Below are 23,953 nucleotides of genomic sequence, written 5' to 3' on the forward strand. Positions count from 1 at the left end.
ATCAGCCCTTCGTGAGCGGGGTGAAGCGGAACTTGAACGAGGCGTCGAGAGTCTCGTCGACACCCTGGACCTCGTCCGTCGAGATCGCGATCTGCTTGCCCTCCAGGAGCGGCAGCGTGGACACGAAGTCCTGCGCCATCCGCGTCTGGATCTCACCGATGATCTCGGAGCGGCGAGCCGGGTCGGTCTCGGTCCGCTCGGAGTCGATCAGCGCCGTGATCTCGGGGTTCTCGAAGTGGTTCTGCAGGAAGTTGTCCGGTGCGAAGAACGGCGTCAGGTAGTTGTCCGCATCCGGGAAGTCCGGGAACCAGCCGAGCTGGTAGACGGGGTACGTGTCCGCGACGCGTTCCTTGTTGTAGGTGTTCCACTCGGTGGACTGCAGGTTCACCGTGAACAGGCCCGAGCTCTCGAGCTGCGCCTTGACCGCCGCGTACTCCTCCGACGACGAGGAACCGTAGTGATCGGGGTTGTACTGCAGATTGACCGCGACCGGGGTCTGCACACCGGCGTCGGACAGGAACTTCGCTGCCTCGTCCTTGTTCGGGGCCTCGCCGTAGACGTCCTTGAACGCGGTGTTCGCGCCCTCGAGGCCACTGGGCACCACGGACCACGCCGGCGTGAACGTGCCCTTGTAGACGTTCTCCGACAGTGCGTCACGGTCCACCGAGGCGGCCATGGCCTTGCGGATCGCGAGCTTCTGCTCGGGTGTGCCGCCGGGCATCGTGTTCTGGTTGAAGACGATGTAGCGGAGCTCGCCGCCGGGGCCCTCGTGGACGGTGAGGCCGTCCACCTGGTCGAGCGACTCGATGTCGGTCGGGGTCAGCGAACGCCACGCGACATCGATGGACTTGTTCTGCATGTCGAGCTTGAGGTTGTCCGCGCTGGTGTAGGTGCGCAGGGTGACCGATCCGGTCTTGGGCTCGCCCAGCACGCCCTTGTAGTCCGCCGCGGCGGAGAAGCTGACGAGGGAGTTCTTCTCGTAGCTGTCGATCGAGTAGGGGCCGGCGAAGGGCTTGGCCGCCACGACCGCGTTGTCGTCCATGATCGAGTCGGCCGGAAAGACCTCGGAGTCGATGATGGGCCCGGTGTTGGTGGCGAGAACCTGGGGGAAGGTCTGGTCGTTCGCGGCCTTCAGCGTGAACTCGACGGTCTTGTCGTCCGGCGCGGCCACCGAGTCCAGGTTGGCCAGCAGCGAGGACGGGCCGTTGGGATCGTTGATGGACACGATGCGATCGAACGAGAACTTGACGTCCTCGCTGGTCAGCGCGTGGCCGTTGGCGAAGGTCAGGTCGTCCTTCAGCGTGCAGGTGAAGACCGTCGGCTGACTGAACTCGCAGCTCTCGGCGGCGTCGGGCTGCAGTTCGTCGCTGCCGGGGGCGTAGTTCATCAGGAACGGATAGACCTGGTTCATGATCGTGAACGAGCCGTTGTCGTACGAGGCGGCAGGATCGAGCGAGTAGACCTGGTCGGTGGTGCCGACGACGAGCGCCTCGCCGCCGCCCTCACCGCCTGCGCCGCCGCCGTCGTCGGTGCGGCCGGAGCCGCACGCTGCCGCGGTGAGAGCCGCGACGGACAGGATGGACACGGCTGCGGTGCGCCGCGCCGTGCGTCCTCGGGAGGGCACGCTCATGGTGTGGATGTCCTTCGTGAGTCTGGGCCCGCGGTGTCGGAAGCGCGCGTCGCGTCCCGTCCGGCCGGGTCGTTCCGGTGGTTCGGTGAACGGCACGTTACCGAGTGCGCATGTCGTTCATGTGTCGAACCACACGAAATTTTTAACATGACCGGTACTTACCTGTCCGACCGCCTGATGTCCAACAGCTTCTCGCCTCGCGGAGACAGCCGATATCCCACCTTCAGACTCTCGGTCAGACCCAGCGCCTTCAGCCGTCGCACCCTCGGCTTGAACACGTCGCGTTCGAGTCCCAGCACGGCGCCGAGGTCCGCCGCCAGCACCGCCGGGCGCTCCCGGATCAGCTCGAGGGTGCGCCAGGCCCACGGCGCGTCGGCACGCTCGTCCATGCGATCGAGCTTCGTGGTCACCATGGCGACGTCGTCGTCGGACAGATCGTCGTCCGCACGCAGCCCCACTCGCGGGTCCTCGCCCCGATCCGGCCGGCCTCCGGCCTCCCCGCCCCGATCCGGCCGGCCTCCGGCCTTCCCGCCACCGAACGACACCTCGACCCGCCAGACGGGATCACCGTCGGCGCCCCGAAACCCCTTGCGCAAGGCCGAGATCGAGGGCTCCCCCGCCGCGCGGGCATCGTCGTCCGTGAGCGACTCGGGGTCGCACTCGGAGATCGAGTCCACGACGACGACACCGGCCGGCGTGTGGATCCACGTACCCGCCTTGACGCGCCGCTTCGCCCAGCGCCGGTACTGCACCCGGATCGTTCCCGCCGCGATCGCCTCGGCGATCGCGAGCCGGATCAGCATCTGGGTGTCAGGGGCGCGAGAGAGCGCTCACGTTGTCGACGGCCGCGGGCATCGCGATGCCCGCTGCGGTCGCCAACATGCCCTCGAGGACGTTCTTGCCCATGGCGGTCTCCTTGGGGAGCTCGATGGGGTACTTGCCGTCGAAGCAGGCGGAGCACAGCCGCGTCGCGGGCTGCTCCGAGGCGGCGATCATGCCCTCGATCGAGATGTAGCCCAGCGAATCGGCGCCGATGGCCTGCCGCACACCCTCGAGCATGCCGTCCTCGGAGTCCATGCCGTTGGCGATCAGTTCCGCGGGCGAGGCGAAGTCGATGCCGTAGAAGCAGGGCCAGCGGACCGGCGGCGACGCGATGCGCACGTGGATCTCGAGCGCGCCCGCCTCGCGCAGCATGCGTACCAGGGCCCGCTGGGTGTTGCCGCGGACGATCGAGTCGTCCACCACGATGAGGCGCTTGCCCCGGATGACCTCGCGGAGAGGGTTGAGCTTCAGCCGGATGCCGAGCTGACGGATGGTCTGCGACGGCTGGATGAACGTGCGTCCGACGTAGGCGTTCTTCATCAGGCCCTGGCCGTACGGGATGCCCGAACCCTGCGCGTACCCCACGGCGGCGGGGGTACCGGATTCCGGAACGGGGATGACCAAGTCGCCTACCGCGGGGTGTTCCTCCGCGAGGCGGCGGCCGATCTCGACGCGTGTCGAGTGGACCGAGCGGCCACCGATGACACTGTCGGGACGAGCGAGGTAGACGTACTCGAAGATGCAGCCCTTGGGCTCGGGAGCCGCGAATCGCGACGACCGCACGCCGTCCGCATCGATGGCGAGCAGTTCGCCCGGCTCGATGTCGCGGACGAACGAGGCGCCGACGATGTCCAGGGCGGCGGTCTCGGAGGCGACGACCCAGCCGCGGTCGAGGCGACCGAGCGACAACGGGCGCACGCCGTGAGGATCACGTGCCGCGTAGAGGGTGTGCTCGTCCATGAAGGTCAGGCAGAACGCGCCCTTCAGCGTCGGCAGCAGTTCCATCGCGGCCTGCTCGATCGTGCTGTCCGCTGCGCCGTGCGCGAGAAGAGCGCCGACGATGTCGGAGTCCGACGTGGCACCGGTCCCACGGGGACGGCCCATGATTCCCGCATCGCGGGCGCGCTCCGACAACTCGGCGGTGTTCACGAGGTTGCCGTTGTGGCCCAGAGCGATGCCACTGCCGGCCGCGGTGGTGCGGAAGATGGGCTGCGCGTTCTCCCACGTCGTCGATCCGGTGGTGGAGTACCGGCAGTGCCCGATGGCGATGTGGCCGCTCATCGCGCCCAACGTCTGCTCGTCGAACACCTGGCTGACCAGGCCGAGATCCTTGAACACCAGCACCTGCGAGCCGTCGGCGACGGCGATGCCGGCAGCCTCCTGACCGCGATGCTGCAGAGCGTAGAGACCGTAATAGGTCATCTTGGCGACGTCCTCGCCCGGAGCCCACACACCGAAAACGCCGCATTCCTCGCGCGGGTCGTTCTCGTTGATGTCCAGTTCCGGACCGGATGTGTCATCGAGCAGATTCGGGCTGTGGACCGATGGTTCACGAGTCACGACGCGCTCTCCTTGACTACGGCGAGGGGTGGGGTGCAGAAGATGCGCTGCACACACACTGCGTGAGTCTACGGCCATCACGACCTCGAACCAGCCCCCGGCGGCAATCGATACCGCCGCTCGGTGTGATCCCCGACTCGTTCATCGGTGCCATGATGGACGCATGGCCAGCAGACTCCCGTACGGCGTGACCCCCGAACAGCCCGGCGAGGGCCAGGAATCGGTGTGGGACTACCCCCGACCGCCCGCGCTCGAAGCGTCGGACAAGCGACTCGTCGTCCGGTTCGGAGACGTGGTCGTCGCCGACAGCACGTCCGCGTACCGGGTGCTCGAGACCAGCCACCCGCCCACCTGGTACATCCCTCGCGCCGACATCGACGAGAGCCGACTCCGCCGATCCGGCGCCCGATCCACCATGTGCGAATGGAAGGGCTCGGCGACGTACTGGGACATCCTCGGCGAGGACGGCGCCGTTCTGGAGGCCGGCGGCTGGAGCTACGAGAACCCCACCCCGTCCTTCGCACCGATCGCCGGCGCGCTCTCCTTCTCTCCCGTGTCCCTGACGTGCGAGCTCGACGGCGAGGTGGCACGCCCGCAGGAGGGCGGCTTCTACGCGGGGTGGATCACCCGGGACGTCGTCGGACCGTTCAAGGGCATCGCCGGGAGTTGGGGCTGGTAGTGGCCGAGAAGAACTTCTACAGCCACTCCGACGCGGCCGAGAAGTCCCGACGCGACAAGGCCGTCGCTCTCGCTCGGTATCTGTGGGACCGCGACATCTCAGCGGACGATCTCGCGGCGATGGCCGCGGACGTCCGACGCAAGGTGGCCCGGGCCGCGGACATCAACCCGCCCAGCTCCGACGAGACGTGGACGGTGGTCTCGACGCTGTTGCGCGAGAAGGCCGAGTGGGCGCGCGATCACCCCGATCACGACGCGGCCCGCCGGGCGCATTCCGGCGAGAAGATTCTGTGGGTGAAGCCGCCGGTGCAGCCCTGGCGGTGACAGTCAGATACGCACGAGCGGAAGCCAGTGCGCCACCTCGCCGGCGCGGCCACCCGATGCCGTGACGCCCGCTCCGCGCACGGCGTCGTCGAACGCCACGCGCCCCGTCACCAACAACAGCCATGTCCGCGGGTCACATTCGACGACGTTCGGCGGCGTCCCTCGGGTGTGACGCGGCCCGACGATGCACTGCACCGCGACGAACGGCGGCACGCGCACCTCGACACTCGAGCCCGGCGCCGTCTGCTCGATGGTGCGCGCACTGAGCCGCACCGCGGCGGCGAGATCGGCGCGCGGCGGCTTCGGGAGGTCGGGGTCGTCGAGCCACGGAGACACGGTCTGCAGTGCGCTCCGGAGCTCGGCCGGGTCGACGGGTTTCGAGGGTGCCACGCCGTTCAGTGTCTCACCGAGCGCGGTGTGCCCCGAGCCGTGCCTCACCGTCCACAGGTCGCTCTGATCGACGGGATCCCGTCGATTCGTGAGACTTGCGGATGCTGAGGCACGGTCTGATCAACGAGGACTGCCGCTGTCGCGATGGACGCTTCACTGTCTCCATGACACCGAACCCCTATCAAGGATCGACCATCGACCACCTCAACGTGACAGTCACGAACGTCGACCGCTCACTCGCGATCTACGTGCCGGCCCTCGCGGTACTGGGTATCGAGAAGTTGCTCGACGTCACCGGCGGGTCGGACGACGACTACGTCCGCATGGTCGGATTCGGCAGTGGCCGCAAGCCGTTCCTCTGGCTGGTCCAGGGAAGCACCGTCGATCCCGCACTGCACGTGGCGTTCTCGGCACCGACCCGTGACGCCGTCCGGGAGTTCCACGCCGCGGCCCTCGCGGCGGGCGCACGGGACAAGGTGTCTCCGCGCGTCTGCCCCGAGTACCACGAGAACTACTTCGGCGGCTTCGTGTACGACCCCGACGGCCTCAACCTCGAGGCGGTCTGTCACCTCGAGTAGAGCGCCACCACGTCGATGCGATCGCACCGACCGAGTTGGCGGCCCAGTGCAGTGCCATGGGCGTCAGAATGGTGCCGGTTCGCCGCTTCGACTCGACGAACAGTGCGCCGGCCGCCCCGGTGAACAGGACGACGGGCACCGACCTGCCCGAGTCGTACCAGTGCCAGACCCCGAATGCCGTGGAGCCGACCACCAGTGCGGCACGGGGACCCACCACGGCGGTGGCCACGGTGTCGACGACGCCGCGGAACAGGAATTCCTCGGGTAGCACTGTCCCGATGGGGATGTCGAACAGCACCCATCGGGCCAGTCCGGTCACTTCTCGGGACCGTCGGCGTCGGCGTACTCGTTCATGACGACGCGGATGCGTTCGGTGTCGGCCTGCGTCCACCCGTCGGGGGCGGCCACAGCGGCGAAGCCGTCGAGCACCGTCGTCCCGTAGTTGTGGCCGTGCCCGTCCGGCACGCCGGCCGCGTTCGTGAGGTCGGCACTCACCTGCCAGAAGGTGACGAACGGGAACCACCGCATGCTGGGCAGTCGGTCGTACCCGGGCGGCTCGGCGAGCCAATCCGGACGCTGGAAGATCAGATCCGGCGTCCACCACACGATGGGGTCGGACGGGTGCTGGATGTACAGCACGCGCGGGTAGGGCCAGTCCCCGCGCAGCGCCTCGACGTCACGGGTGCTGTCGGCGAACCGCATCAGCAGTCCGCCGGCGTAGACGGGTTCCACCTCGGTGGTTCCCGGATCGCGTCGGCTGACGTAGGTGTCCCAGATGCGATTGGAGTTCGGCGGGCCCACCCACAGCACTCCGTCGACGGTGTCCCGGATGTCGGCGATGTCCGCGAACGCGCCTTCGCCGGCCTGGGTTCCGAGACTCTCGCCGTAGACGTAGAACTTGGGCCTGGTCGCCTCGGGCTCCTGCTCCCATCGCTGGTGCACGGTGTCGATGAGCAACTTCCCCGCGGCCGCCGCCTTCTCGCGATCGGCGAGGAAAGAGATCCAACTCGGAAGGTACGAGTACTGGGACGCCACGAGCGCGACGTCCCCGTCGTACATCAGTTCCACGGCCCGAGCTGCGGTGGGATTGACCCACCCGGTTCCCGTGGTCGGGATGACGACGATGGCCTTGCGGGAGAACGCATCGGTTCGATCGAGTTCGCGTACCAGGAGATTCATGCGCTCCTCGTCCGTCTCCGCGCTCTCGAGTCCCACGTACGCGCGGATCGCCTCCATGCCCGTGCGGCCGGTCGCTCGGGTCATCTCGTCGGCCGACAACCCACCCGAGACGAAGTTCCGGCCCTCGAATCCCAGTGTGTCCCAGTCCACGAGCGAACCGGTACCACCGGAACGCTCGGGCACCGTCGGCTGTTCGGCACCCTCACGCGTGTTGCTGTTCTGAGTGCTGAAGACCGAGTTGGCGACGGTCATGGTGCCGCGCAACAGCACACCCTGCACCAGTGTGACGAGCACCGTCACGACGAGGAGGAACCCCACGAGGTTGGCAACCCATTGCGGGAGTCGGATCAGACGCAGGATCGAGCGCACGACGAAGCGGCGGATGTCCCGGATGACCCGCCACAGGCCGATGAGCGCGGCGCACACCGCGAAACTGATGATGCCGGTGCGGATGAACCCCGTGGACGTGAGCCCCTCGGCGCCCATGAGCGCGGCGAGCTGACGCTGCCAGTCCGCAGAGGCGTAGAGCATGACCGCTCCGGCGACGGTCGCGATCACCGGGACAGCGACCAGGAGTGCGCGCTCCACGCGGATCGGCAGCGGCCACCACGGCTGCTGACGAAGCACCGTGCGCAGGAGAATCCAGCCGACAGCGACGCCCACCCCGTACCCGATGGCCGCGGTGATGCCGCTGACGATGCCCTGGAACAGCCAGCCGCGTGGCAGCAGTGACGGCGTCAGCGACCAGCAGAAGAACAGGGCGCCGAACGCGATGCCGGTGACGTCGAGCCGCAGCAGACCCCACGCCCAGATCCACGCGGGGTGCTTGCGCACCGTGCGGGTCGCCGAGCTCAGGACGTACGCCGGCAGTTCCTCGAAACTGTGGGGGCGCTGCAGTTCGTCCGACGACCGAGTATCGGTGTCGGTCATCGGACGGTGCCGGTGCCGGGAAGGTCGGTCAGCCGAAGAGCGCCGGGAGCGTCCCCTCGTACGCCTCGCGGAGTTCGGTCAACGGGACACTGAACAGTCCCTGGAACTCCACCTCGTCCGACCCTTCGTCGGCCACCCCGATACGCGTCCATGGCATCCCCCTCGCGCTGCACATCCCCGTGAACCTGGTCTCCTCGGTCCGAGGGACAGCAACGAGTACCCGCCCGGACGATTCCGAGAACAAGGTGACGAAAGGATCTGTTCCTTCGGGCGGCAGAATGCGGCACCCGGTCTCGCCGGCGAGCGCGACCTCGACGACGGTCTGCGCGAGCCCGCCCTCGGAGAGGTCGTGCGCCGCGGTGACCAGACCGTCGCGGCTCGACGCCGTGAGGATGTCGGCCAGCAACTGCTCGCGAGCCAGATCCACCTGCGGCGGAACACCACCGAGATGGTCGTGAACGACCTGGGCCCAGATCGAGCCGTCCAGTTCGTCGTGCGTGTCACCCAACAGGATCAGGGTCTCGCCCGGCTCCAGGCCGATGCCCGTGGGGATGCGGCGGTGGACGTCGTCGAGGACACCCAGCACACCCACCACCGGGGTCGGCAGGATCGGCGTCGACCCGGTCTGGTTGTAGAAACTGACGTTTCCGCCGGTGACCGGAATGCCCAGTTGCACACAGCCGTCCGCCAGGCCGCGTACCGCCTGCTGGAACTGCCACATGACACCCGGATCCTCGGGCGACCCGAAATTCAGGCAGTTGGTGACGGCTTTCGGCGTGGCGCCCGTCGTCGCGACGTTGCGGAACGCCTCGGCCAGCGCCAGCTGCGCACCACGGTACGGATCCAGCGCGGTGTACCGGCCGGACGCATCGGTCGCGAGAGCGATTCCGCGGCCGGTCTTCTCGTCGATGCGCACCACACCGGCATCGGCGTGCTCGGCGAGCACGGTGTTGCCGCGGACGTACCGGTCGTACTGCTCGGTGATGAGCCGCCGACTGCAGAGCTGGGGGGAGGAGATCATCTGCAGCAGGGTCTCGCGCAGTTCCACACCTGTGGCCGGACGGGGCAGACCCTCGGTGGTGTTCGCCACCAGGGCATCCTGGCTCGCGGGCCGCTGCACGGGACGCTCGTAGACGGGACCGTCGTGGGCCACCGTCTTGGGCGGCACGTCGACGACGACGTCGCCGTGCCAGGTGATCTCGAGATGCTCGCCGTCCGTGACCTCGCCGATGTCGGTCGCCAGCACGTCCCACTTGGCGCACACCGCCATGAAAGCGTCGACGTTCTCCGGTGCCACCACGGCGCACATGCGTTCCTGCGACTCGCTGGACAGCACCTCCGCCGGCGTCATCCCGGTCGCACGCAGCGGAACCCGATCCAGGGCGATGTGCATACCGCCATCACCCGCCGAAGCGAGCTCGGAGGTGGCACAGGACAATCCGGCACCGCCGAGGTCCTGGATACCGACCACGAGCTTCTGCTGGTAGAGCTCGAGGCAGCACTCGATGAGCACCTTCTCGGTGAACGGGTCGCCCACCTGCACCGCGGGGAGCTTGCGTCGGCCCTGCTTCTCGTCGAACGTCTCGGACGCCAGCACCGACACGCCGCCGATCCCGTCGAGGCCCGTACGGGCACCGAACAGGATGATCTTGTTGCCCGAGCCCGACGCGAACGCCAGGTGCAGATCCTCGGTACGCATCACTCCGGCGCACAGCGCGTTGAGCAACGGGTTGCCGGCGTAGGACGCGTCGAACACCGTCTCGCCGCCCACGTTCGGGAGCCCGAGTGAGTTTCCGTAACCGCCGACGCCGCGCACGATGCCCTCGAGCACCCGGCGCGTGTCCGGAGCATCAGCCGCACCGAAACGCAACTGGTCCATCACCGCGATCGGACGAGCACCCATGGCCATGATGTCGCGCACGATGCCGCCGACGCCGGTGGCCGCACCCTGGTACGGCTCGATGTACGACGGATGGTTGTGGCTCTCCACCTTGAAGGTGACAGCCCACCCGTCGCCGACGTCGACCACGCCCGCGTTCTCACCGATTCCGGCGAGCATTCCCGACCGCATCTCGTCCGTCGTCGTCTCGCCGAAGTACTTGAGGTGCACCTTCGACGACTTGTACGAGCAGTGCTCGCTCCACATCACCGAGTACATCGCCAACTCGGCGTCCGTCGGACGGCGGCCGAGGATCTCCCGGATGCGGGCGTACTCGTCCTCCTTCAGACCCAACTCCGCCCACGGCTGAGCGACGTCGGGCGACCCGGCCGCAGCGGAGACGGTGTCGACCGGAGGGGTGGGGAGGGCGTCGACCTGAGGAGTGGACTCGACAGACACGGTGGATGGGGTCCTTCCCTCGGCAGAATGTCGAGGTCATTCTATGTGCAGGACCCGACACCGTCCGACCGGCCTCCGGCCTGCCCGTTCGTCAGCCCCGACCGGCCTCCGGCCTGCCCGTTCGTCAGCCCCGACCGGCCTCCGGCCTGCCCGCTAGTCCCCCTTGACGGCGTAGTCGACGACCACGTTGCCCTTGCTCGTGACGAGGGAGTTCGTCAGGACGAGACGAGTGAGCGGATCACCCGGCTCGAACAGGTGCTGGCCCTTGCCCACGACGACGGGGTGCGTCATCAGGGTCAGGGTGTCGAGCACACCGGCCAGGAAGAGCTGGCGGACCAGAGAGACGCCGCCCACCAGCGCGATGTCGCCACCGTCGGTCTGCTTGAGTCGACGCACGAACTCCACCGGATCGCCGTCGATGAGCGTCGAGTTCTGCCACGCGAGATCTCCGGTGAGCGTGCGTGAGGCGACGAACTTCTCCACCGGATTGATGAAGCCGGCGAAGGGGTCGTCCGCCCCCGCGTTGCCGAAGTGATCCGACCACGACTCGTAGGCGACCCGACCCATGACGGCGGTGGTGGTCCTGCTCATGAACCCGCCCATGGACTGGCCGAGTTCGTCGTCGAAACTGTCGAACTGCCACTGGTCGGGAGCCTCGACCACACCGTCCACCGAGTGGAAGAGCCCTGCCGTCACCGCACGCATCGTGTACCGCCCTCGTGAAGAACCGGCGCCGATCGCCGATCACTGCGGGACAGACCATGCCAGACGCCGGAACTCATCACCCGTCGTTCGCCGCGGACTCGATCCAGTCCGTCGCCGCGTCCGTCAGCTCGGACGACCCGTCGACGGACTCACCGGCCCACCACGACGGGTCGGTGAGATCGCCGTTCACGCGCAGCACGTCGTCCCTCACGGCGGACGGGAGCGGCTCACCGTTGTGTTCGACCAGCCAGTCCCGAGTCTCCGCCGTCACGGCCGGCCACCACTGCGCGATCTCCATCCCGCCAGTCTCCCCCGCCGGGCCCTGTACGGCAGCAGGATTCGTCGGCCGCGTCGACGGGGTTCCCGTACCACCACGCGGCCCGCGCGCACCGCCCGGTGCAGCGCGCATCCCGTAGCGTGCGCTGACCATCGCGCGCACCGCCCGGCGGCGGCATCGGATCGACAGGCGGCCCAACGGCCAGGATGCAACCGGCACTCAGCGCAGCCCGACCCAGCGCTACGCCCCCAGGAACGCAGCCAAGGCGTCGGCGTACATGTCGACGTCGTGTGCGCCCATCACCTCGCGCGCGGAGTGCATGGCGAGCTGCGCGGCACCCACGTCGACGGTGGACAGACCGGTGCGGGAGGCGGTGATGGGGCCGATGGTGGAGCCGCACGGCAGATCGGCTCGGTGGACGTATCGCTGCAGCGGGACGTCGGCTCGCTCGCACGCCAAGGCGAAGGCCGCGGCACCGGCGGCGTCGGTGGCGTAGCGCAGATTCTGGTTGACCTTGAGCACCGGGCCACCGTTGACCTCGATGCGGTGCGCGGGCTCGTGCCGCGAGACGTAGTTCGGGTGGGTCGCGTGCGCCATGTCGCCCGAGGCGTGGATCGACCCGGCCATCGCGCGCAGGAATTCCTCGCGGCCGCCGCCACGCGAGAGCACGATGCGCTCGAGGACGGTGTTCATCAGATCCGAGAACGCGCCACGGTCCGACATGCTGCCCACTTCCTCGTGATCGAAGAGTGCGAGGACGGGGATGCAGTCGTCGGCTTGCGCGGCCGCGACGACCAGCGCCTCGGTTCCGGCGTAGCAGGTGCCCTGGTTGTCCAGTCGCGGCGAACTGACGAGGTCGTCCGAGAGTCCCACCACTGCAGCAGGATTGAGGTCGTGGGTCATCAGTTCCCACCCGAGCACGTCACCGGGATCCACCCCGACCTCGTCGGCGAGGAACCCGATGAACGAGTGGGGTGATCGCCCGACGCCCCAGATCGCGTTCACGTTGTTCTGCGGATCGAGGTGCACTCCCTTGCGATCCTCCGACAGGTGGATCGCCAGCTGGGGCACCCGCAGGATGGGACGGTCGACGCGCACGAGGACGTCTCGCACCGAGCCGCCGTCACGCACACCGAGACGGCCGGAGATGCCGAGATCGCGGTCGAGCCAGGAGTTGAGCCACGCACCGCCGTACGGCTCCAGGGCGACCATCTGCCACCCGGCGACGTCGAGATCGGGGTTCTGCTTGACGCGGAGGTTCGGACTGTCGGTGTGCCCGCCCACGATGCGGAACGCCGCGTCGGGCGCGCGTTCGGTGGACCAAGCGATGATCGAACCACCGCGGACGACGAGGTACCGGCCGGGCTCGGAGGGCCACGCGTCCGTCTCGGCCACGGCGGTGAACCCGTGCGCCGCCAGTTCCGAGGCCACCGTCTCGACGACGTGGAACGGCGACGGGGACGCGTCGACGAAGGAACAGAGGCCGGCCGCGGTCGCGGAGGTGAGGGACGCCATGGTCACCGATCGTAGAGAGACGGGGTGCGGAGTCAGCGATGCCGGGCCCACCACGAGGGTGGACCCGGCATCACGAGTCGAGAAGGGTTCAGCTGAAGAAGCTCAGGCCGTCGAGGAAGCTTCCGGCGCCACCGAAGATGTCGGACAGTGCACCGAGAAGGTCGACGAAGCTGGCGAGGTCGGTCATGAGGAGCTCCCTTTGTGAGGTTGGTGGGCTTGTTGCCCGCTTGCTAAGTAATCCACACAAAAGAATGGCTCGCAACCCGAAAATTGTCGCGATTCGGTGACGAGAATCGACTCACGGGTCGATCTGTGCACCACCTGCAACGCCGTGCCACGGGTGAGCCATTGTCACCAGCACTGTCACCACGCGTGGACTCCGACCCGATCCGACGCCGACTCCTGCCATTCCACGCCGGGCACACCTGTGGGGCGGACTCGGCCGAGTTCGCCCCACAGGGATGATCGGGTCAGCTGAAGAAGGACAGTCCGTCGAAGATCGATCCGAGCGCGTCGACGATCCCGGACAGGTTCTGGAAGAGTTCGAGCAGATCGGTGAGGTCGGAGGACATGGTGACTCCCTTGGCACGGTGGTGACGAACGGTCGTCCGCCGACGTCAGTTACTCATAGTGACAGTCACTACACAACCGGAATCGAATTGTGCGATCCGACAAGCAGACCGTCGCTCGGCGAACCCTCGCCGAGACCGGGAAAAAGGGGGAAATGCGATGCAGGACTGGGTCGATCACGTCATCTGGTGGCAGGTGTACCCCCTCGGGTTCGTCGGCGCCGAGGCCGAGGCAGTGGACCGCACCGAACACCGACTCGACCGGATCGAGGGCTGGTTCGACTACCTCCTCGAGCTCGGGTGCAACGGCCTCGCACTCGGCCCGGTGTTCGCGTCGGAGACCCACGGCTACGACACCGTCGACCATCTCCGCATCGATTCCCGTCTGGGAACCGACAGCGACATGGACGCACTTATCGGTGCGGCACGCGCCAAGGGCATCCGAGTTCTGCTCGACGGCGTCTTCAACCACGTCGGCAGGAGCCACCCGCAGTTCGTTCGTGCGGAGCAGGACGGGCCCGACTCGGACGCGCGGCGGTGGTTCCGCTGGAAGGACGGTCGGCCGCGCACGTTCGAGGGCCACGATCTGCTGGTCGAGTTGAACCACGACGAGCCGGCGGTGCAGGAGCACGTCGCACAGGTCATGACGCACTGGCTCGACCGCGGTGTCGACGGATGGCGGCTCGACGCGGCGTACGCGGTCTCACCGGCCTTCTGGGCGGCGGTGCTCCCCCGTGTGCGAGAGGCACATCCCGACGCCTGGATCGTCGGCGAGATGATCCACGGGGACTACGCGTCGTATGTGCGGGAGTCCGGACTCGACTCGATCACGCAGTACGAGCTGTGGAAGGCGACGTGGAGCGCCCTGAAGGACGCGAACTTCTTCGAGTTCGCCCACGCGCTGGGGCGCCACGACGAGTTGCTGCCCACGTTCGTTCCGGCGACGTTCGTCGGCAACCACGACGTCACCCGGATCGCGTCCACCCTCGACGACGACGATGCCGACATCGCCGCCGCGCTGCTGTTCTTCGTGGCGGGAACGCCGACGGTGTACTACGGCGACGAGCAGGGATTCCGCGGGATCAAGGAGGAGCGGGTGGGTGGCGACGACGCCATCCGACCCGAGTTCCCGGCGACACCCGACGATCTGGCGCCGTACGGATGGCCGCACTACCGGCGCCACCAGGCCCTGATCGCGATGCGGCGACGATTCCCGTGGCTGCACCGTGCGCACGCCGAGGTGTCCGGACTGGAGAACACCGCGGTCACCCTCACCGCGACGGACGGCACGACGACGCTGGTGCTGTCGGCGAACATCGGCGACGCACCCGTGCCTCGACCGGCCGGAGACATCGTGGCAGCAGCCGACGGAGTGGAGAACGACCTGCGGCCGCACTCCTGGGCGGTGACCGTCAGGCCGTGACGATCGCGTCCAGCGCAGAGTAGAAGATGCCGAGGCCGTCGTCGCTGGGGCCCGTGAGGGCCTCGGTGGCGTGCTCGGGGTGCGGCATGAGTCCCACGATGCGCCCGTCGGCGGACGAGATGCCCGCGATGGACCGCTGCGAACCGTTCGGGTTGTCACCCGAGTAGCGGAACACGACGCGTCCCTCGCCCTCGAGCTCGTCCAGGACCGCCTCGGACGCCTGGAAGCGACCCTCGCCGGACTTGAGCGGAACGAGGATCTCGGCGCCCGCCTCGTACCGCGAGGACCACGCCGAGGACGTGCTCTCGACCGTGAGCCACTGATCGCGACACGTGAAGTGGAGGTTGGCGTTCCGGGTGAGGGCGCCGGGCAGGAGTCCGGCCTCGCACAGCACCTGGAAGCCGTTGCAGATACCGAGGACGGGCATGCCGCCCTTCGCTGCGTCGATGACCGCATCCATGACGGGGGCGAAGCGCGCGATGGCGCCGGCGCGCAGGTAGTCGCCGTAGGAGAAACCGCCGGGGACGACGACGGCGTCGACGTTCTTCAGATCTGCGTCGCCGTGCCAGAGGCTGACGGCCTCACCACCTGCGAGCGTGACCGCGCGCGAGGCGTCGATGTCGTCCAGCGTGCCGGGGAAGGTGATCACACCGATCCGGGCGGGAAGGCCGGAGGCCGGTCGATCTTCGAGGCGAGTCACAGCCGGGTCACTTTCCATTCCTCGATGACGGTGTTGGCCAGAAAGGTCTCGGCGATCTGGTCGAGAGTCGCATCGTCGACGTCGTCGCCGACCTCGAGCTCGAATCGCTTGCCCTGACGGACGTCGGAGACACCGGCGAAACCGAGTCGCGGCAGCGCCCCGACGATGGCCTGTCCCTGGGGGTCGAGAATTTCCGCTTTGGGCATGACGTCGACAACCACACGGGCCACGTGAGAGCTCCTGAGCTAAGAGGGCAGATCCAGCAGGCACTTTACCCAGTCCCGAACCACTCCACGAATCCGGCGCATACTGGGGAACCATGGAGCTGACTCACTTCGGACATTCGTGCATTCAGGTGTCGATGGCGGGATCGACGGTGCTGTTCGACCCCGGCGCCTTCTCTCACGGGTTCGAGGGCATCACCGGCCTCGACGCCATCCTGATCACGCACCAGCATGCGGACCACGTCGACACCGATCGGTTGCCGGCGCTCCTCGAAGCCAACCCCGACGCGGCGCTGTACGCGGACCCGCAGACGGCCGACCAGCTCGGGGATCGGTGGACCGCCGTGAACGCAGGAGACGTCTTCTCCATCGGGGGCGTGCAGGTGACGGGCGCGGGCGGCACGCACGCGACGATCCACCCGGACATCCCGCTGATCGACAACATCGCGTATCTCCTCGGCACGCCGGAACAGCCCGGGCAGCTGATGCATCCCGGCGACTCGCTCTTCGTTCCCGACGTGGAGATCGACGTGCTGGCACTTCCCGCAGCGGCCCCGTGGATGAAGATCGGCGAGGGCATCGACTTCCTCCGCGCCGTCTCTCCGCGACTGGCCGTTCCCATCCATCAGGCCATCGTCGCGCCGGACGCACGCGGCATCTACTACGGCATGCTGTCGGGCCTCGCGGGCGAGGGGACGGAGTTCCGCGCCCTGGAGGAGGAGACGGGCACGTCGCTCTAGACATTCCCGGACCGTCGTGGACACTGACCCGATGACGTGGACCAGGAGTACCTCGAAGGTCATCGGATCTACCGCCCTGCTGGCCGTCGTGGCGGCGACCGCGGCATGCGGGACCGGGGAGTCCGGTGCGTCGGCCACCGACACACCGCCGGGGATCTCCGTGTCCGGGGTCGGCGAGATCCAGGGCACCCCGGACACTCTCACCGCTCAGATCGGTGTCGAGACGACGGCGGACGACGTGACGACGGCGATCGACGAGGCGAACACCGCGGTGACTGCGGTGACCGAAGCGATCGCCGCTGCCGGAGTGGACCGCGCGGACATCCAGACCCGCCAGGTGTCCATCGACCCGCAGTATGCCGACGGGTTCGGGGGCGGAACCTCCACGATCTCCGGCTACCGGGCGTCGAACATCCTCGGTGTGACCGTGCGCGACCTGTCGCGAGCGTCGGCGGTGCTGGGCGACGCCACCCGCGCAGGTGGGAACGCGACCCGAGTGTCCGGCGTGTCCTTCCGCATCGACGACGATTCCGACCTCATCGCCGACGCTCGGTCACGGGCATTCGCGGACGCTCGCGACCGAGCCGAGCAGTACGCGTCCCTGGCCGGAAGCGATCTCGGCAAGGTCCTGTCGATCACCGAGAACATCACCGGCCAGGAGTCGGCGCCGAGCTTCGACAGAAGCTCGGCCTCGTCCGCGGTGCCGATCGAGCCGGGGCAGCAGACCGTCAGCGTCTCGGTGAACGTGCAGTGGGCGCTGGGATGACTCCCCGGCTGCAGTACACCTAGCGCCGCAGGGCGCGTCCCGCGGCACGTCCGGAGAAGATGCACCCCCCGAGGAATGTGCCTTCGAGCGAGCGGTACCCGTGCACACCGCCGCCACCGAAGCCGGCGACCTCGCCGGCCGCGTAGAGCCCCGGGAACGGCGTGCCGTCGGCTCGGAGCACCCGGGAGTTCAGGTCGGTCTGCAACCCGCCCAGCGACTTTCGCGTCAGAAGGTGCAGCTTGACGGCGATCAGCGGACCCGCTGCGGCACGCCCGGTCTCGTCGAGCAGCTTGTGCGGTGTGGCGATGCGCGCCAGGCGATCGCCTCGATAGTTGCGCGCCGCGTGGATCGCCGAGACCGAGAGGTCCTTGCTGAAGTCGTTGTCCATCTCACGATCTCGCGCGACGACCAATTTCTCCACGTCGGCGGCGTCGAGCGTGACGTCACCGATCTTGTTCATTCCGGCGACCAGTTCTGCCACCGTGTCGGCGACGACGAAGTCGACGCCCTTCTGCTTGAAGGCCTCGACGGGGCCGGGTGCGCCGGGACGGACTCGCTCGAGAAGCTTGCGCAGATCGCGGCCGGTCAGATCCGGATTCTGCTCCTGACCGGAGAGTCCGAACTCCTTCTCGATGATCTTCTGATCGAGGAGGAACCACGTGTAGTCGTGTCCCGTCGACACGATGTGTTCGAGAGTGCCGAGCGTGTCGAAGCCGGGGAACAGCGGCGCCGGTAGCTGCTGACCCGACGCGTCGAGCCACAGCGACGACGGACCCGGCAGGATGCGGATGCCGTGGTTCGGCCACACGGAGTCCCAGTTGGTGATGCCCTCCGTGTAGTGCCACATGCGGTCCTCGTTGATGATGTTCCCGCCCGCGGCACGCGAGATCTCCAGCATCCGACCGTCGACGTGCGCCGGTACGCCCGAGAGCATGTGAGAAGGGGTGCGGCCCATGCGCTTCGGCCAGTTCTTCTGCACCAGATCCCAGTTGCCGCCGATGCCGCCGGAGGTCACCAGCACCGCGCCGGCCCGGATCTCGAAGTCCCCCACCACGGTGCGGGACGACGTCACGCCGCGGGCGACGTCGGTCGGCTCCAGGACGGCGCCGCGCACACCGGTCGCGACACCGTCGGTCACCACCACCTCGTCGACCCGGTGCCGGAAGGCGGGGATCACGCTGCCACGGTCGATACCGTCCCGCACGATGCGTTCGAAGATCTCCACCAGTCCCGGCCCGGTACCCCAGGTGAGATGGAATCGCGGCACGGAGTTGCCGTGGCCGGTGGGGCCGTAGCCGCCACGTTCGGCCCACCCGACGACCGGGAAGATCTTCCAGCCGCGCTCGCGCAACCAGGAGCGCTTCTCCCCCGCCGCGAAGGCGACGTAGGCCTCGGCCCACTGGCGAGGCCACTCGTCCTCGGGACGGTCGAAGCCGGCTGATCCCATCCAGTCCTGCAGGGCGAGTTCGTAGGAGTCCTTGACGCCGAGACGACGCTGCTCCGGGCTGTCCACGAGGAACAGCCCGCCGAACGACCAGAACGCCTGGCCGCCGAGGTTCGCCTCGTTCTCCTGATCGAGCAGGATCACGCGCTTGCCCGCCTCGACCAGTTCCGCTGTCGCGACCAGTCCTGCGAGACCCGCACCGACCACGACGACATCGCACTCTCGTATCCCCATGACCTCACCGTATACGGCGATCCGCGTTTTCGATACCGTCGGTATCGAGCGGTACTCTTCCCGAGTGAGCAGCACCGAACCGACTACCCGCCCCCCTCGCGCCGAGGTCCGCGAGCGGATCATCGCGTCCGCGATGACGGAGTTCGGTCGACGCGGGTACGCCGACGCCACCCTCGATGCCATCGCCGAGCAGGCCGGGTTCACCAAGGGCGCGGTCTACTCGAACTTCGGTTCCAAGGAAGGGCTGTTCTACGAGCTGATGGACCGGCAGGTGCTCGGCCGGGCCAGGATGTCGGTCGACCTGCTCGCCGAACTCCCGTCCGACCTGCGGGATGCCCAGCGTGTGCTCAGCACCCGGCTGACGGAAGCGATCTCGAACAACCGCGACTGGCATCTGCTGTTCATGGACTACTGGTCGAGGGCCCTGCGCGACCCGGAGGTGGGCGCCCGGTTCGCCGAGCACCGGGCGCAACTCCGGGCGGCGGTCACCGATGCCGTCGTCAGTGCCACCGAGAGCGCCGGCGCGACGCTGCACGTTCCCGCCGAGTGGGTCACGTTCGTGATCCTGGCGCTCAGCAATGGACTCGCCGTCGAGGAACTCGCTCAGCCGGGAACGGTGCCTCCGGAACTCATGGGTGAGGTCGTCGGACGCCTTCTGCACATCCCCTGACCACGAAGGTCCTCAGCGCCCCGAATACGTCGCCTTCACGTGCATCCGTTCGCCCTGCGGTCCGAAGATTCCCAGGTACTCGACGGGCCGGCGGTCGGCGCTGCCGAACCAGTGCGGAAGGTGAGTGTCGAATTCGGCCACCTCACCCGGACCCAGCACCAGGTCCTTGTCGCCCAGGATGAGTCGTAGCTTCCCGTTCAGCACGTAGATCCAGTGATAACCCTCGTGAGACCCCAACCGCGGGTTCTCCTCGTAGCGATCTCCGGGGACGATCTGCTTGAACGCCTGCAACCCGCCCGCCCGGCGCGTCAGCGGGACGACGGTGACGCCGTTCGTCGTGACCGGCGTGAACTGCACCCGCGGATCTCCGGTCTCGGGGGCGTCGACGATGTCGTCCAGGGGGACGTCGTACACCTTGGCCAACGGCAGCAACAGCTCGAGGCTGGGCTTGCGTTGCCCCGATTCGAGCCGGGAGAGCGTGCTCACCGGGATGCCCGTGCGTTCGGACACCGCGGCCAGGGTCACGTCCGCCGCGACGCGGAGAGCGCGCAGGCGCGGACCGATCGCACTGATCACACCGTCGAAGTCGTCCATACCTCATATTGCAGTTTCGGCAAATATGTTTGTCAAATCCGCAGACTCGGGCGCACAGTGTCCGCATGACCTCACACCACCACGTCGACGCCGACGTCCTCGTCCTCGGCGGCGGATCCGCCGGACTGTCCGCCGCACTCATGCTCGGCCGCGCCCGTAGGCGAGTCCTGGTTCTGGACAACGGAACTCCTCGCAACGCCCCTGCCTCGCACATGCACGGCGTGCTGGGTCGGGACCACACCTCGCCGCTCGACTACCTGAAGAACGGCCGAGCCGACCTCGAGCGATACGACGTCACGATCGTCGACGCCACGGTCACCGCACTCGGCGGTCACGTCGGGCACTTCTCCGCGACCACGGACGACGGACGCGCCTTCTCGGCGCGGCGCATCGTGGTGACGACCGGACTCACCGATCTGCTCCCGCCCGTCGACGGTCTGGCGGAACGCTGGGGTCGGGACGTCGTGCAGTGCCCCTACTGCGACGGGTGGGAGATCCAAGATCGCCGCATCGGCGTCCTGAGCACCGGGCCGTTCAGCATCCATCACGCCTCGATGTGGCGGCAGTGGACAGAGAACCTGACCTTCTTCACCGACGGCGGACCTCTGGCGGACGATGATCGCGAGAAGTTCACCGCGCGCGGCATCGAGATCGTCGAGCACAAGGTCACCGCGGTGCTCGCCGGCGAGGATCGTCTTCGTGCGGTCGGGCTGGCCGACGGGACCGAGGTCGCGGTCGACGCTCTCGCCGTGGGACTGCGCTTCACCGCTCGCAGTGAACTTCTCGGATCGCTCGGCCTCACCACAGTGCCGCACGCGACCGGACTCGGCGACGTCGTCGAGGTCGATTCCTTCGGTGCCACCACCGTGGCGGGAGTGTGGGCGGCGGGCAACGTCACCGACCCTTCGGCCACGGTCATCGCCTCCACCGCGCAGGGAGCCCTCGCCGGCGCTCACGTCAACGCGAACCTCGTCTCCGAGGAGTTCGACCAGGCGGTCCAGGCAGGGCGCCCCCGTCCGGCGTTGGACGGGCACTTCTGGGACGAGTTGTACCGGGAGTCGGACAAGCGGTGGAGCGGCAATCCCAACCCGACACTGGTCCAGTACGCGGAGCACCTCTCCCCCGGGCACGCCGTCGACGTCGGATCGGGTGAGGGCGCCGACGCCGTGTGGCTGGCGGAACGCGGCTGGACCGTCACCGGCGTCGACATCTCCGAGGTGGCCGTCGAGCGGGCACGCGGACTGCACGACGGTGTGACGTGGCTGGCCAGGGACCTGCTGATCGACCCGCTGCCGCCGCACTCCACGGATCTGCTGACGCTGCACTACTTCGGCATCCTGCGGTCCGGGCCGGCGGACGGGGTCGCGCGCCTCGTCGACACCGTCGCTCCCGGCGGGACGCTGCTCATGGTCGGCCACACCCCGTCGCCCGGACACCGCTGGGCAGGGTTCGATCCGTCGGACTTCCACAGCCCCTACTCCGTCGCCGAGTCCCTCGACCCCGCCGAGTGGACCGTCACGGTCGACGAGACGCGTCCACGACTGGTGGAGGCAGCACCCGGAACCCCCCACGTCTCCGACGACATCCTGGTGGCCGTCCGGGTGCCGGAACGGGTCGGACAGCGATAGCGTCGTCGCATGATCCCGGCGTCCGATCTCCGCGCTCGTTTCGCAGTCGCCCTCTCGGCGATGTACGGCCGTGAGGTCCCGGCGTACACGACGCTGGTGGAGGTGGCGACCGCGGTGAACGCGGACGTGGTGGCTCACGAGGGTGCCGAGGCCGAGCGCCTCGGCACCCTCCACCGCGTCACGGCGGAACGGCACGGAGCCGTCCGGGTGGGGACCGTCGCCGAGTTGCGCGACGTGGCACGACTGTTCGGGGGATTCGGCATGCACCCCGTCGGCTTCTACGATCTGCGTGACGCCGCCACCCCGATACCGGTGGTGTCCACGGCGTTCCGGCCCGTGGACTCGATCGAGCTGGCCCGCAACCCGTTCCGGGTGTTCTGCTCCATGCTCGTCGTCGACGACCGCAGATTCTTCACCGCCGATCTGGAGCAGCGACTCTCGACCGCACTCGAGGCGCGCACGCTCGTCCCGCCCGACCTGGTGCGCCTCGCGGTCCGTGCCGCCGAGGACGGCGGGTTACCGGAACCGGAGGCCACCACGCTCGTCGACGGCGCCGTCGCCGTCTTCGAACTCGGCACGGAGCCCGTCGATCGCGCCTGGTACGACGAGCTCGAAGCCGTGTCGTCGGTGGCCGCGGACATCGGCGGGGTGTCGTCGACGCACATCAACCACCTGACGCCGCGGGTGCTCGACATCGACGACCTGTACCGCCGCATGGCCGAGCGCGGTATCGAGATGATCGACCGGATCCAGGGACCCCCTCGGTGGACCGCGCCGGTGCTGTTGCGCCAGACATCGTTCCGAGCTCTCGCCGAACCTCGACTCTTTCGCGACGCGTCCGGTGCCACGTTCTCCGATCGGCTCCGCGTCCGCTTCGGTGAGGTGGAGGCACGGGGCGTCGCCCTCACCCGCCGCGGCCGGGAGGTGTACGACACCGCGATGGCGCGGGTGGACGGCCTCTCCGACGAGGCCGCTGCCCGGGAGTGGGCGCAGCACTTCCCCGGCACCGATCAGGAGATGGCGGAGCGCGGACTGGCCTACTACCTTCGCACGCCGGACGGGCTCGAACCCGTTGTCTACGAGGACTTCCTGCCCGCGTCTGCCGCGGGCATCTTCCGGTCGAACCTCACCTCGGACGGCGCCGTGGACACCGATGCCGAGGGAACGAGCTGGTCGGCGGAGTCCCTGTCCGAGGCCCTCGGGATGCCGATCGCGGATCCCTACGACCTGTACGACGCGCAGGTCGCGGCCGGGTCAGGCGACAGCGGTGCGTGAGCGCGGAACCCACTCGTAGCGGGCCGACGTCGCACCGTGGAAGCGCGCCAGGTCCACCGCGTCGAGCATGGCGGCACGGGGGCCCGGACGGCCGAGCTGCTTGGCGCTCACCGACAGTCGCACCACGCCGCCGCGGCGAGCCGTACGGCCGGCACCCATGACGAGCGCGCGGCACCACCACGGTTCCGTGGACCCGGGCTCCCAGACGTAGCCACCGGATCCGGTGCCGAAGCCCTCACCGATACCGTGGACCCGACCGCGCACCGTGGTTCCCCGCTCGAGGTCCTGGATGCCGGCGAGCCCGGCGAAGACGCGGAACCCGACCGTGGGAAGGGCGGACACCGCACCCGGTGAGGCGACCCAGCGGGGCGGTGCGAACACGCGGGTGCGCATGCCGATCTCCTCCATGACCCGGTCCGCGGCGCGCAACCGCAGCTGCGCCTCGTGAGCGGGGAGGGTCGCGAACTCGGCGCGACGCCGCTTGGTGGCCGCCTGGTCGTATCCGTGCAAGACCAGTGCGTCTCCGTGATCGCGGCGCATGCGCAGCCAGTCCTGCGTCTCGGTGTCGCGCGTGAGGCGGTACTTGTCCTTCAACCGCGGGGCCACGAGAAGCGACAACTCGATGTCGCGGCGATCCATCTCCGCGGCGAACTCGGCGGCGGCGTCGCGGGTCTCGTCTCGGATACCGGACACGGACACGATCAGACGTGCACTCATGAAGAAACCGTCGCACACCGAGGTGTACGACGGTCTCGTCCCG

Annotated in this window: 24 protein-coding genes; 9 read left to right on the forward strand and 15 right to left on the reverse strand. The window is 68.3% G+C overall.

Features of this window, described 5'->3' with window-relative positions; genetic code table 11:
* Nucleotide 1: 1 nt before the first annotated feature.
* From OHB23_RS20515 to purF, 3 genes are all read right to left on the reverse strand, one after another.
* Nucleotides 2-1,630 (reverse strand): ABC transporter substrate-binding protein, encoded by a 1,629-nt coding sequence (locus tag OHB23_RS20515; RefSeq protein ID WP_328810282.1) that lies wholly within the window; start codon nt 1,628-1,630, stop codon nt 2-4.
* A 158-nt stretch (nt 1,631-1,788) separates the two neighbouring features.
* Nucleotides 1,789-2,433 (reverse strand): ASCH domain-containing protein, encoded by a 645-nt coding sequence (locus tag OHB23_RS20520; RefSeq protein WP_328810283.1) that lies wholly within the window; start codon nt 2,431-2,433, stop codon nt 1,789-1,791.
* Nucleotides 2,434-2,440: 7 nt separating this feature from the next.
* Nucleotides 2,441-4,012: an amidophosphoribosyltransferase gene (gene purF, locus OHB23_RS20525; protein WP_328810284.1), complete on the reverse strand. Its 1,572-nt coding sequence runs from the start codon at nt 4,010-4,012 to the stop codon at nt 2,441-2,443.
* Between the two features lie 163 nt (nt 4,013-4,175).
* On the opposite strand from purF, the gene OHB23_RS20530 reads away from it, so the two are divergent.
* The gene (locus OHB23_RS20530; protein ID WP_328810285.1) at nt 4,176-4,691 is read left to right on the forward strand and encodes a DUF427 domain-containing protein; all 516 of its coding nucleotides are present in this window, start codon (nt 4,176-4,178) and stop codon (nt 4,689-4,691) included.
* Nucleotides 4,691-5,014 (forward strand): hypothetical protein, encoded by a 324-nt coding sequence (locus tag OHB23_RS20535; RefSeq protein ID WP_328810286.1) that lies wholly within the window; start codon nt 4,691-4,693, stop codon nt 5,012-5,014. The genes OHB23_RS20530 and OHB23_RS20535 overlap by 1 nt, the downstream gene beginning before the upstream one ends.
* A 3-nt stretch (nt 5,015-5,017) precedes the next feature.
* Here the strand turns inward: OHB23_RS20535 and OHB23_RS20540 are convergent, their stop codons facing one another.
* Nucleotides 5,018-5,404, reverse strand: coding sequence for a sterol carrier family protein (locus tag OHB23_RS20540; protein ID WP_222627871.1), 387 nt, complete (start codon nt 5,402-5,404; stop codon nt 5,018-5,020).
* A gap of 164 nt (nt 5,405-5,568) precedes the next feature.
* Between OHB23_RS20540 and OHB23_RS20545 the strand changes: the two genes are divergently transcribed.
* Nucleotides 5,569-5,982 carry a VOC family protein gene (locus tag OHB23_RS20545; protein WP_328810287.1) on the forward strand — a complete coding sequence of 138 codons (414 nt, stop codon included), beginning with the start codon at nt 5,569-5,571 and terminating at the stop codon, nt 5,980-5,982.
* On the opposite strand, the gene OHB23_RS20550 is transcribed toward OHB23_RS20545, so the two are convergent.
* From OHB23_RS20550 to OHB23_RS20575, 6 genes are all read right to left on the reverse strand, one after another.
* Entirely contained in the window at nt 5,951-6,301 is a 351-nt protein-coding gene (locus OHB23_RS20550; RefSeq protein WP_051612986.1) for a CPBP family intramembrane glutamic endopeptidase, read from the reverse strand. The genes OHB23_RS20545 and OHB23_RS20550 overlap by 32 nt on opposite strands.
* Entirely contained in the window at nt 6,298-8,091 is a 1,794-nt protein-coding gene (locus OHB23_RS20555; protein ID WP_328810288.1) for an alpha/beta hydrolase, read from the reverse strand. Before OHB23_RS20555 ends, OHB23_RS20550 begins: the two co-directional genes overlap by 4 nt.
* 28 nt (nt 8,092-8,119) lie before the next feature.
* Nucleotides 8,120-10,429, reverse strand: a complete 2,310-nt coding sequence (purL, locus tag OHB23_RS20560) for a phosphoribosylformylglycinamidine synthase subunit PurL (protein WP_222627879.1) — start codon at nt 10,427-10,429, stop codon at nt 8,120-8,122.
* A 153-nt stretch (nt 10,430-10,582) separates the two neighbouring features.
* Nucleotides 10,583-11,125 (reverse strand): dihydrofolate reductase family protein, encoded by a 543-nt coding sequence (locus OHB23_RS20565; protein ID WP_197027713.1) that lies wholly within the window; start codon nt 11,123-11,125, stop codon nt 10,583-10,585.
* An 85-nt stretch (nt 11,126-11,210) separates the two neighbouring features.
* On the reverse strand, nt 11,211-11,564 hold the full coding sequence (locus tag OHB23_RS20570) for a hypothetical protein (RefSeq protein ID WP_328810289.1): 354 nt from the start codon (nt 11,562-11,564) through the stop codon (nt 11,211-11,213).
* Nucleotides 11,565-11,651: 87 nt separating this feature from the next.
* On the reverse strand, nt 11,652-12,926 hold the full coding sequence (locus tag OHB23_RS20575; protein WP_222641124.1) for a M18 family aminopeptidase: 1,275 nt from the start codon (nt 12,924-12,926) through the stop codon (nt 11,652-11,654).
* Nucleotides 12,927-13,655: 729 nt separating this feature from the next.
* Here OHB23_RS20575 and OHB23_RS20580 point away from each other — a divergent pair.
* Nucleotides 13,656-14,918: an alpha-amylase family protein gene (locus OHB23_RS20580; RefSeq protein WP_328810290.1), complete on the forward strand. Its 1,263-nt coding sequence runs from the start codon at nt 13,656-13,658 to the stop codon at nt 14,916-14,918.
* Here OHB23_RS20580 and purQ read toward each other — a convergent pair.
* Nucleotides 14,908-15,618: a phosphoribosylformylglycinamidine synthase subunit PurQ gene (purQ, locus tag OHB23_RS20585; RefSeq protein ID WP_307095590.1), complete on the reverse strand. Its 711-nt coding sequence runs from the start codon at nt 15,616-15,618 to the stop codon at nt 14,908-14,910. The two genes, OHB23_RS20580 and purQ, sit on opposite strands and share 11 nt — an antisense overlap.
* Nucleotides 15,615-15,848 (reverse strand): phosphoribosylformylglycinamidine synthase subunit PurS, encoded by a 234-nt coding sequence (gene purS, locus OHB23_RS20590; RefSeq protein ID WP_027504302.1) that lies wholly within the window; start codon nt 15,846-15,848, stop codon nt 15,615-15,617. Before purS ends, purQ begins: the two co-directional genes overlap by 4 nt.
* Nucleotides 15,849-15,937: 89 nt before the next feature.
* Between purS and OHB23_RS20595 the strand changes: the two genes are divergently transcribed.
* Nucleotides 15,938-16,582: an MBL fold metallo-hydrolase gene (locus tag OHB23_RS20595; protein WP_027504303.1), complete on the forward strand. Its 645-nt coding sequence runs from the start codon at nt 15,938-15,940 to the stop codon at nt 16,580-16,582.
* A 31-nt stretch (nt 16,583-16,613) separates the two neighbouring features.
* Nucleotides 16,614-17,348 (forward strand): SIMPL domain-containing protein, encoded by a 735-nt coding sequence (locus OHB23_RS20600; protein WP_328810291.1) that lies wholly within the window; start codon nt 16,614-16,616, stop codon nt 17,346-17,348.
* 19 nt (nt 17,349-17,367) lie between these two features.
* Here the strand turns inward: OHB23_RS20600 and OHB23_RS20605 are convergent, their stop codons facing one another.
* Nucleotides 17,368-19,047, reverse strand: coding sequence for an FAD-binding dehydrogenase (locus OHB23_RS20605; protein ID WP_442973051.1), 1,680 nt, complete (start codon nt 19,045-19,047; stop codon nt 17,368-17,370).
* A gap of 43 nt (nt 19,048-19,090) precedes the next feature.
* On the opposite strand from OHB23_RS20605, the gene OHB23_RS20610 reads away from it, so the two are divergent.
* Entirely contained in the window at nt 19,091-19,696 is a 606-nt protein-coding gene (locus tag OHB23_RS20610; RefSeq protein WP_328810293.1) for a TetR/AcrR family transcriptional regulator, read from the forward strand.
* Between the two features lie 12 nt (nt 19,697-19,708).
* On the opposite strand, the gene OHB23_RS20615 is transcribed toward OHB23_RS20610, so the two are convergent.
* Nucleotides 19,709-20,290, reverse strand: coding sequence for a helix-turn-helix domain-containing protein (locus OHB23_RS20615; protein WP_222627893.1), 582 nt, complete (start codon nt 20,288-20,290; stop codon nt 19,709-19,711).
* A gap of 65 nt (nt 20,291-20,355) precedes the next feature.
* On the opposite strand from OHB23_RS20615, the gene OHB23_RS20620 reads away from it, so the two are divergent.
* Together OHB23_RS20620 and hglS are read left to right on the forward strand one after the other, a co-directional pair.
* Nucleotides 20,356-21,918 (forward strand): bifunctional NAD(P)/FAD-dependent oxidoreductase/class I SAM-dependent methyltransferase, encoded by a 1,563-nt coding sequence (locus tag OHB23_RS20620; RefSeq protein WP_328810294.1) that lies wholly within the window; start codon nt 20,356-20,358, stop codon nt 21,916-21,918.
* 9 nt (nt 21,919-21,927) lie between these two features.
* Nucleotides 21,928-23,193: a 2-oxoadipate dioxygenase/decarboxylase gene (gene hglS, locus OHB23_RS20625; protein WP_328810295.1), complete on the forward strand. Its 1,266-nt coding sequence runs from the start codon at nt 21,928-21,930 to the stop codon at nt 23,191-23,193.
* Here hglS and OHB23_RS20630 read toward each other — a convergent pair.
* A complete protein-coding gene (locus tag OHB23_RS20630) occupies nt 23,173-23,910 on the reverse strand; it encodes a DUF2334 domain-containing protein (protein ID WP_027504308.1) in 738 nt (245 codons plus the stop codon). The genes hglS and OHB23_RS20630 overlap by 21 nt on opposite strands.
* Nucleotides 23,911-23,953: the final 43 nt, after the last annotated feature.

The sequence above is a fragment of the Rhodococcus sp. NBC_00294 genome (assembly GCF_036163995.1).
Classification (GTDB): domain Bacteria; phylum Actinomycetota; class Actinomycetes; order Mycobacteriales; family Mycobacteriaceae; genus Rhodococcoides.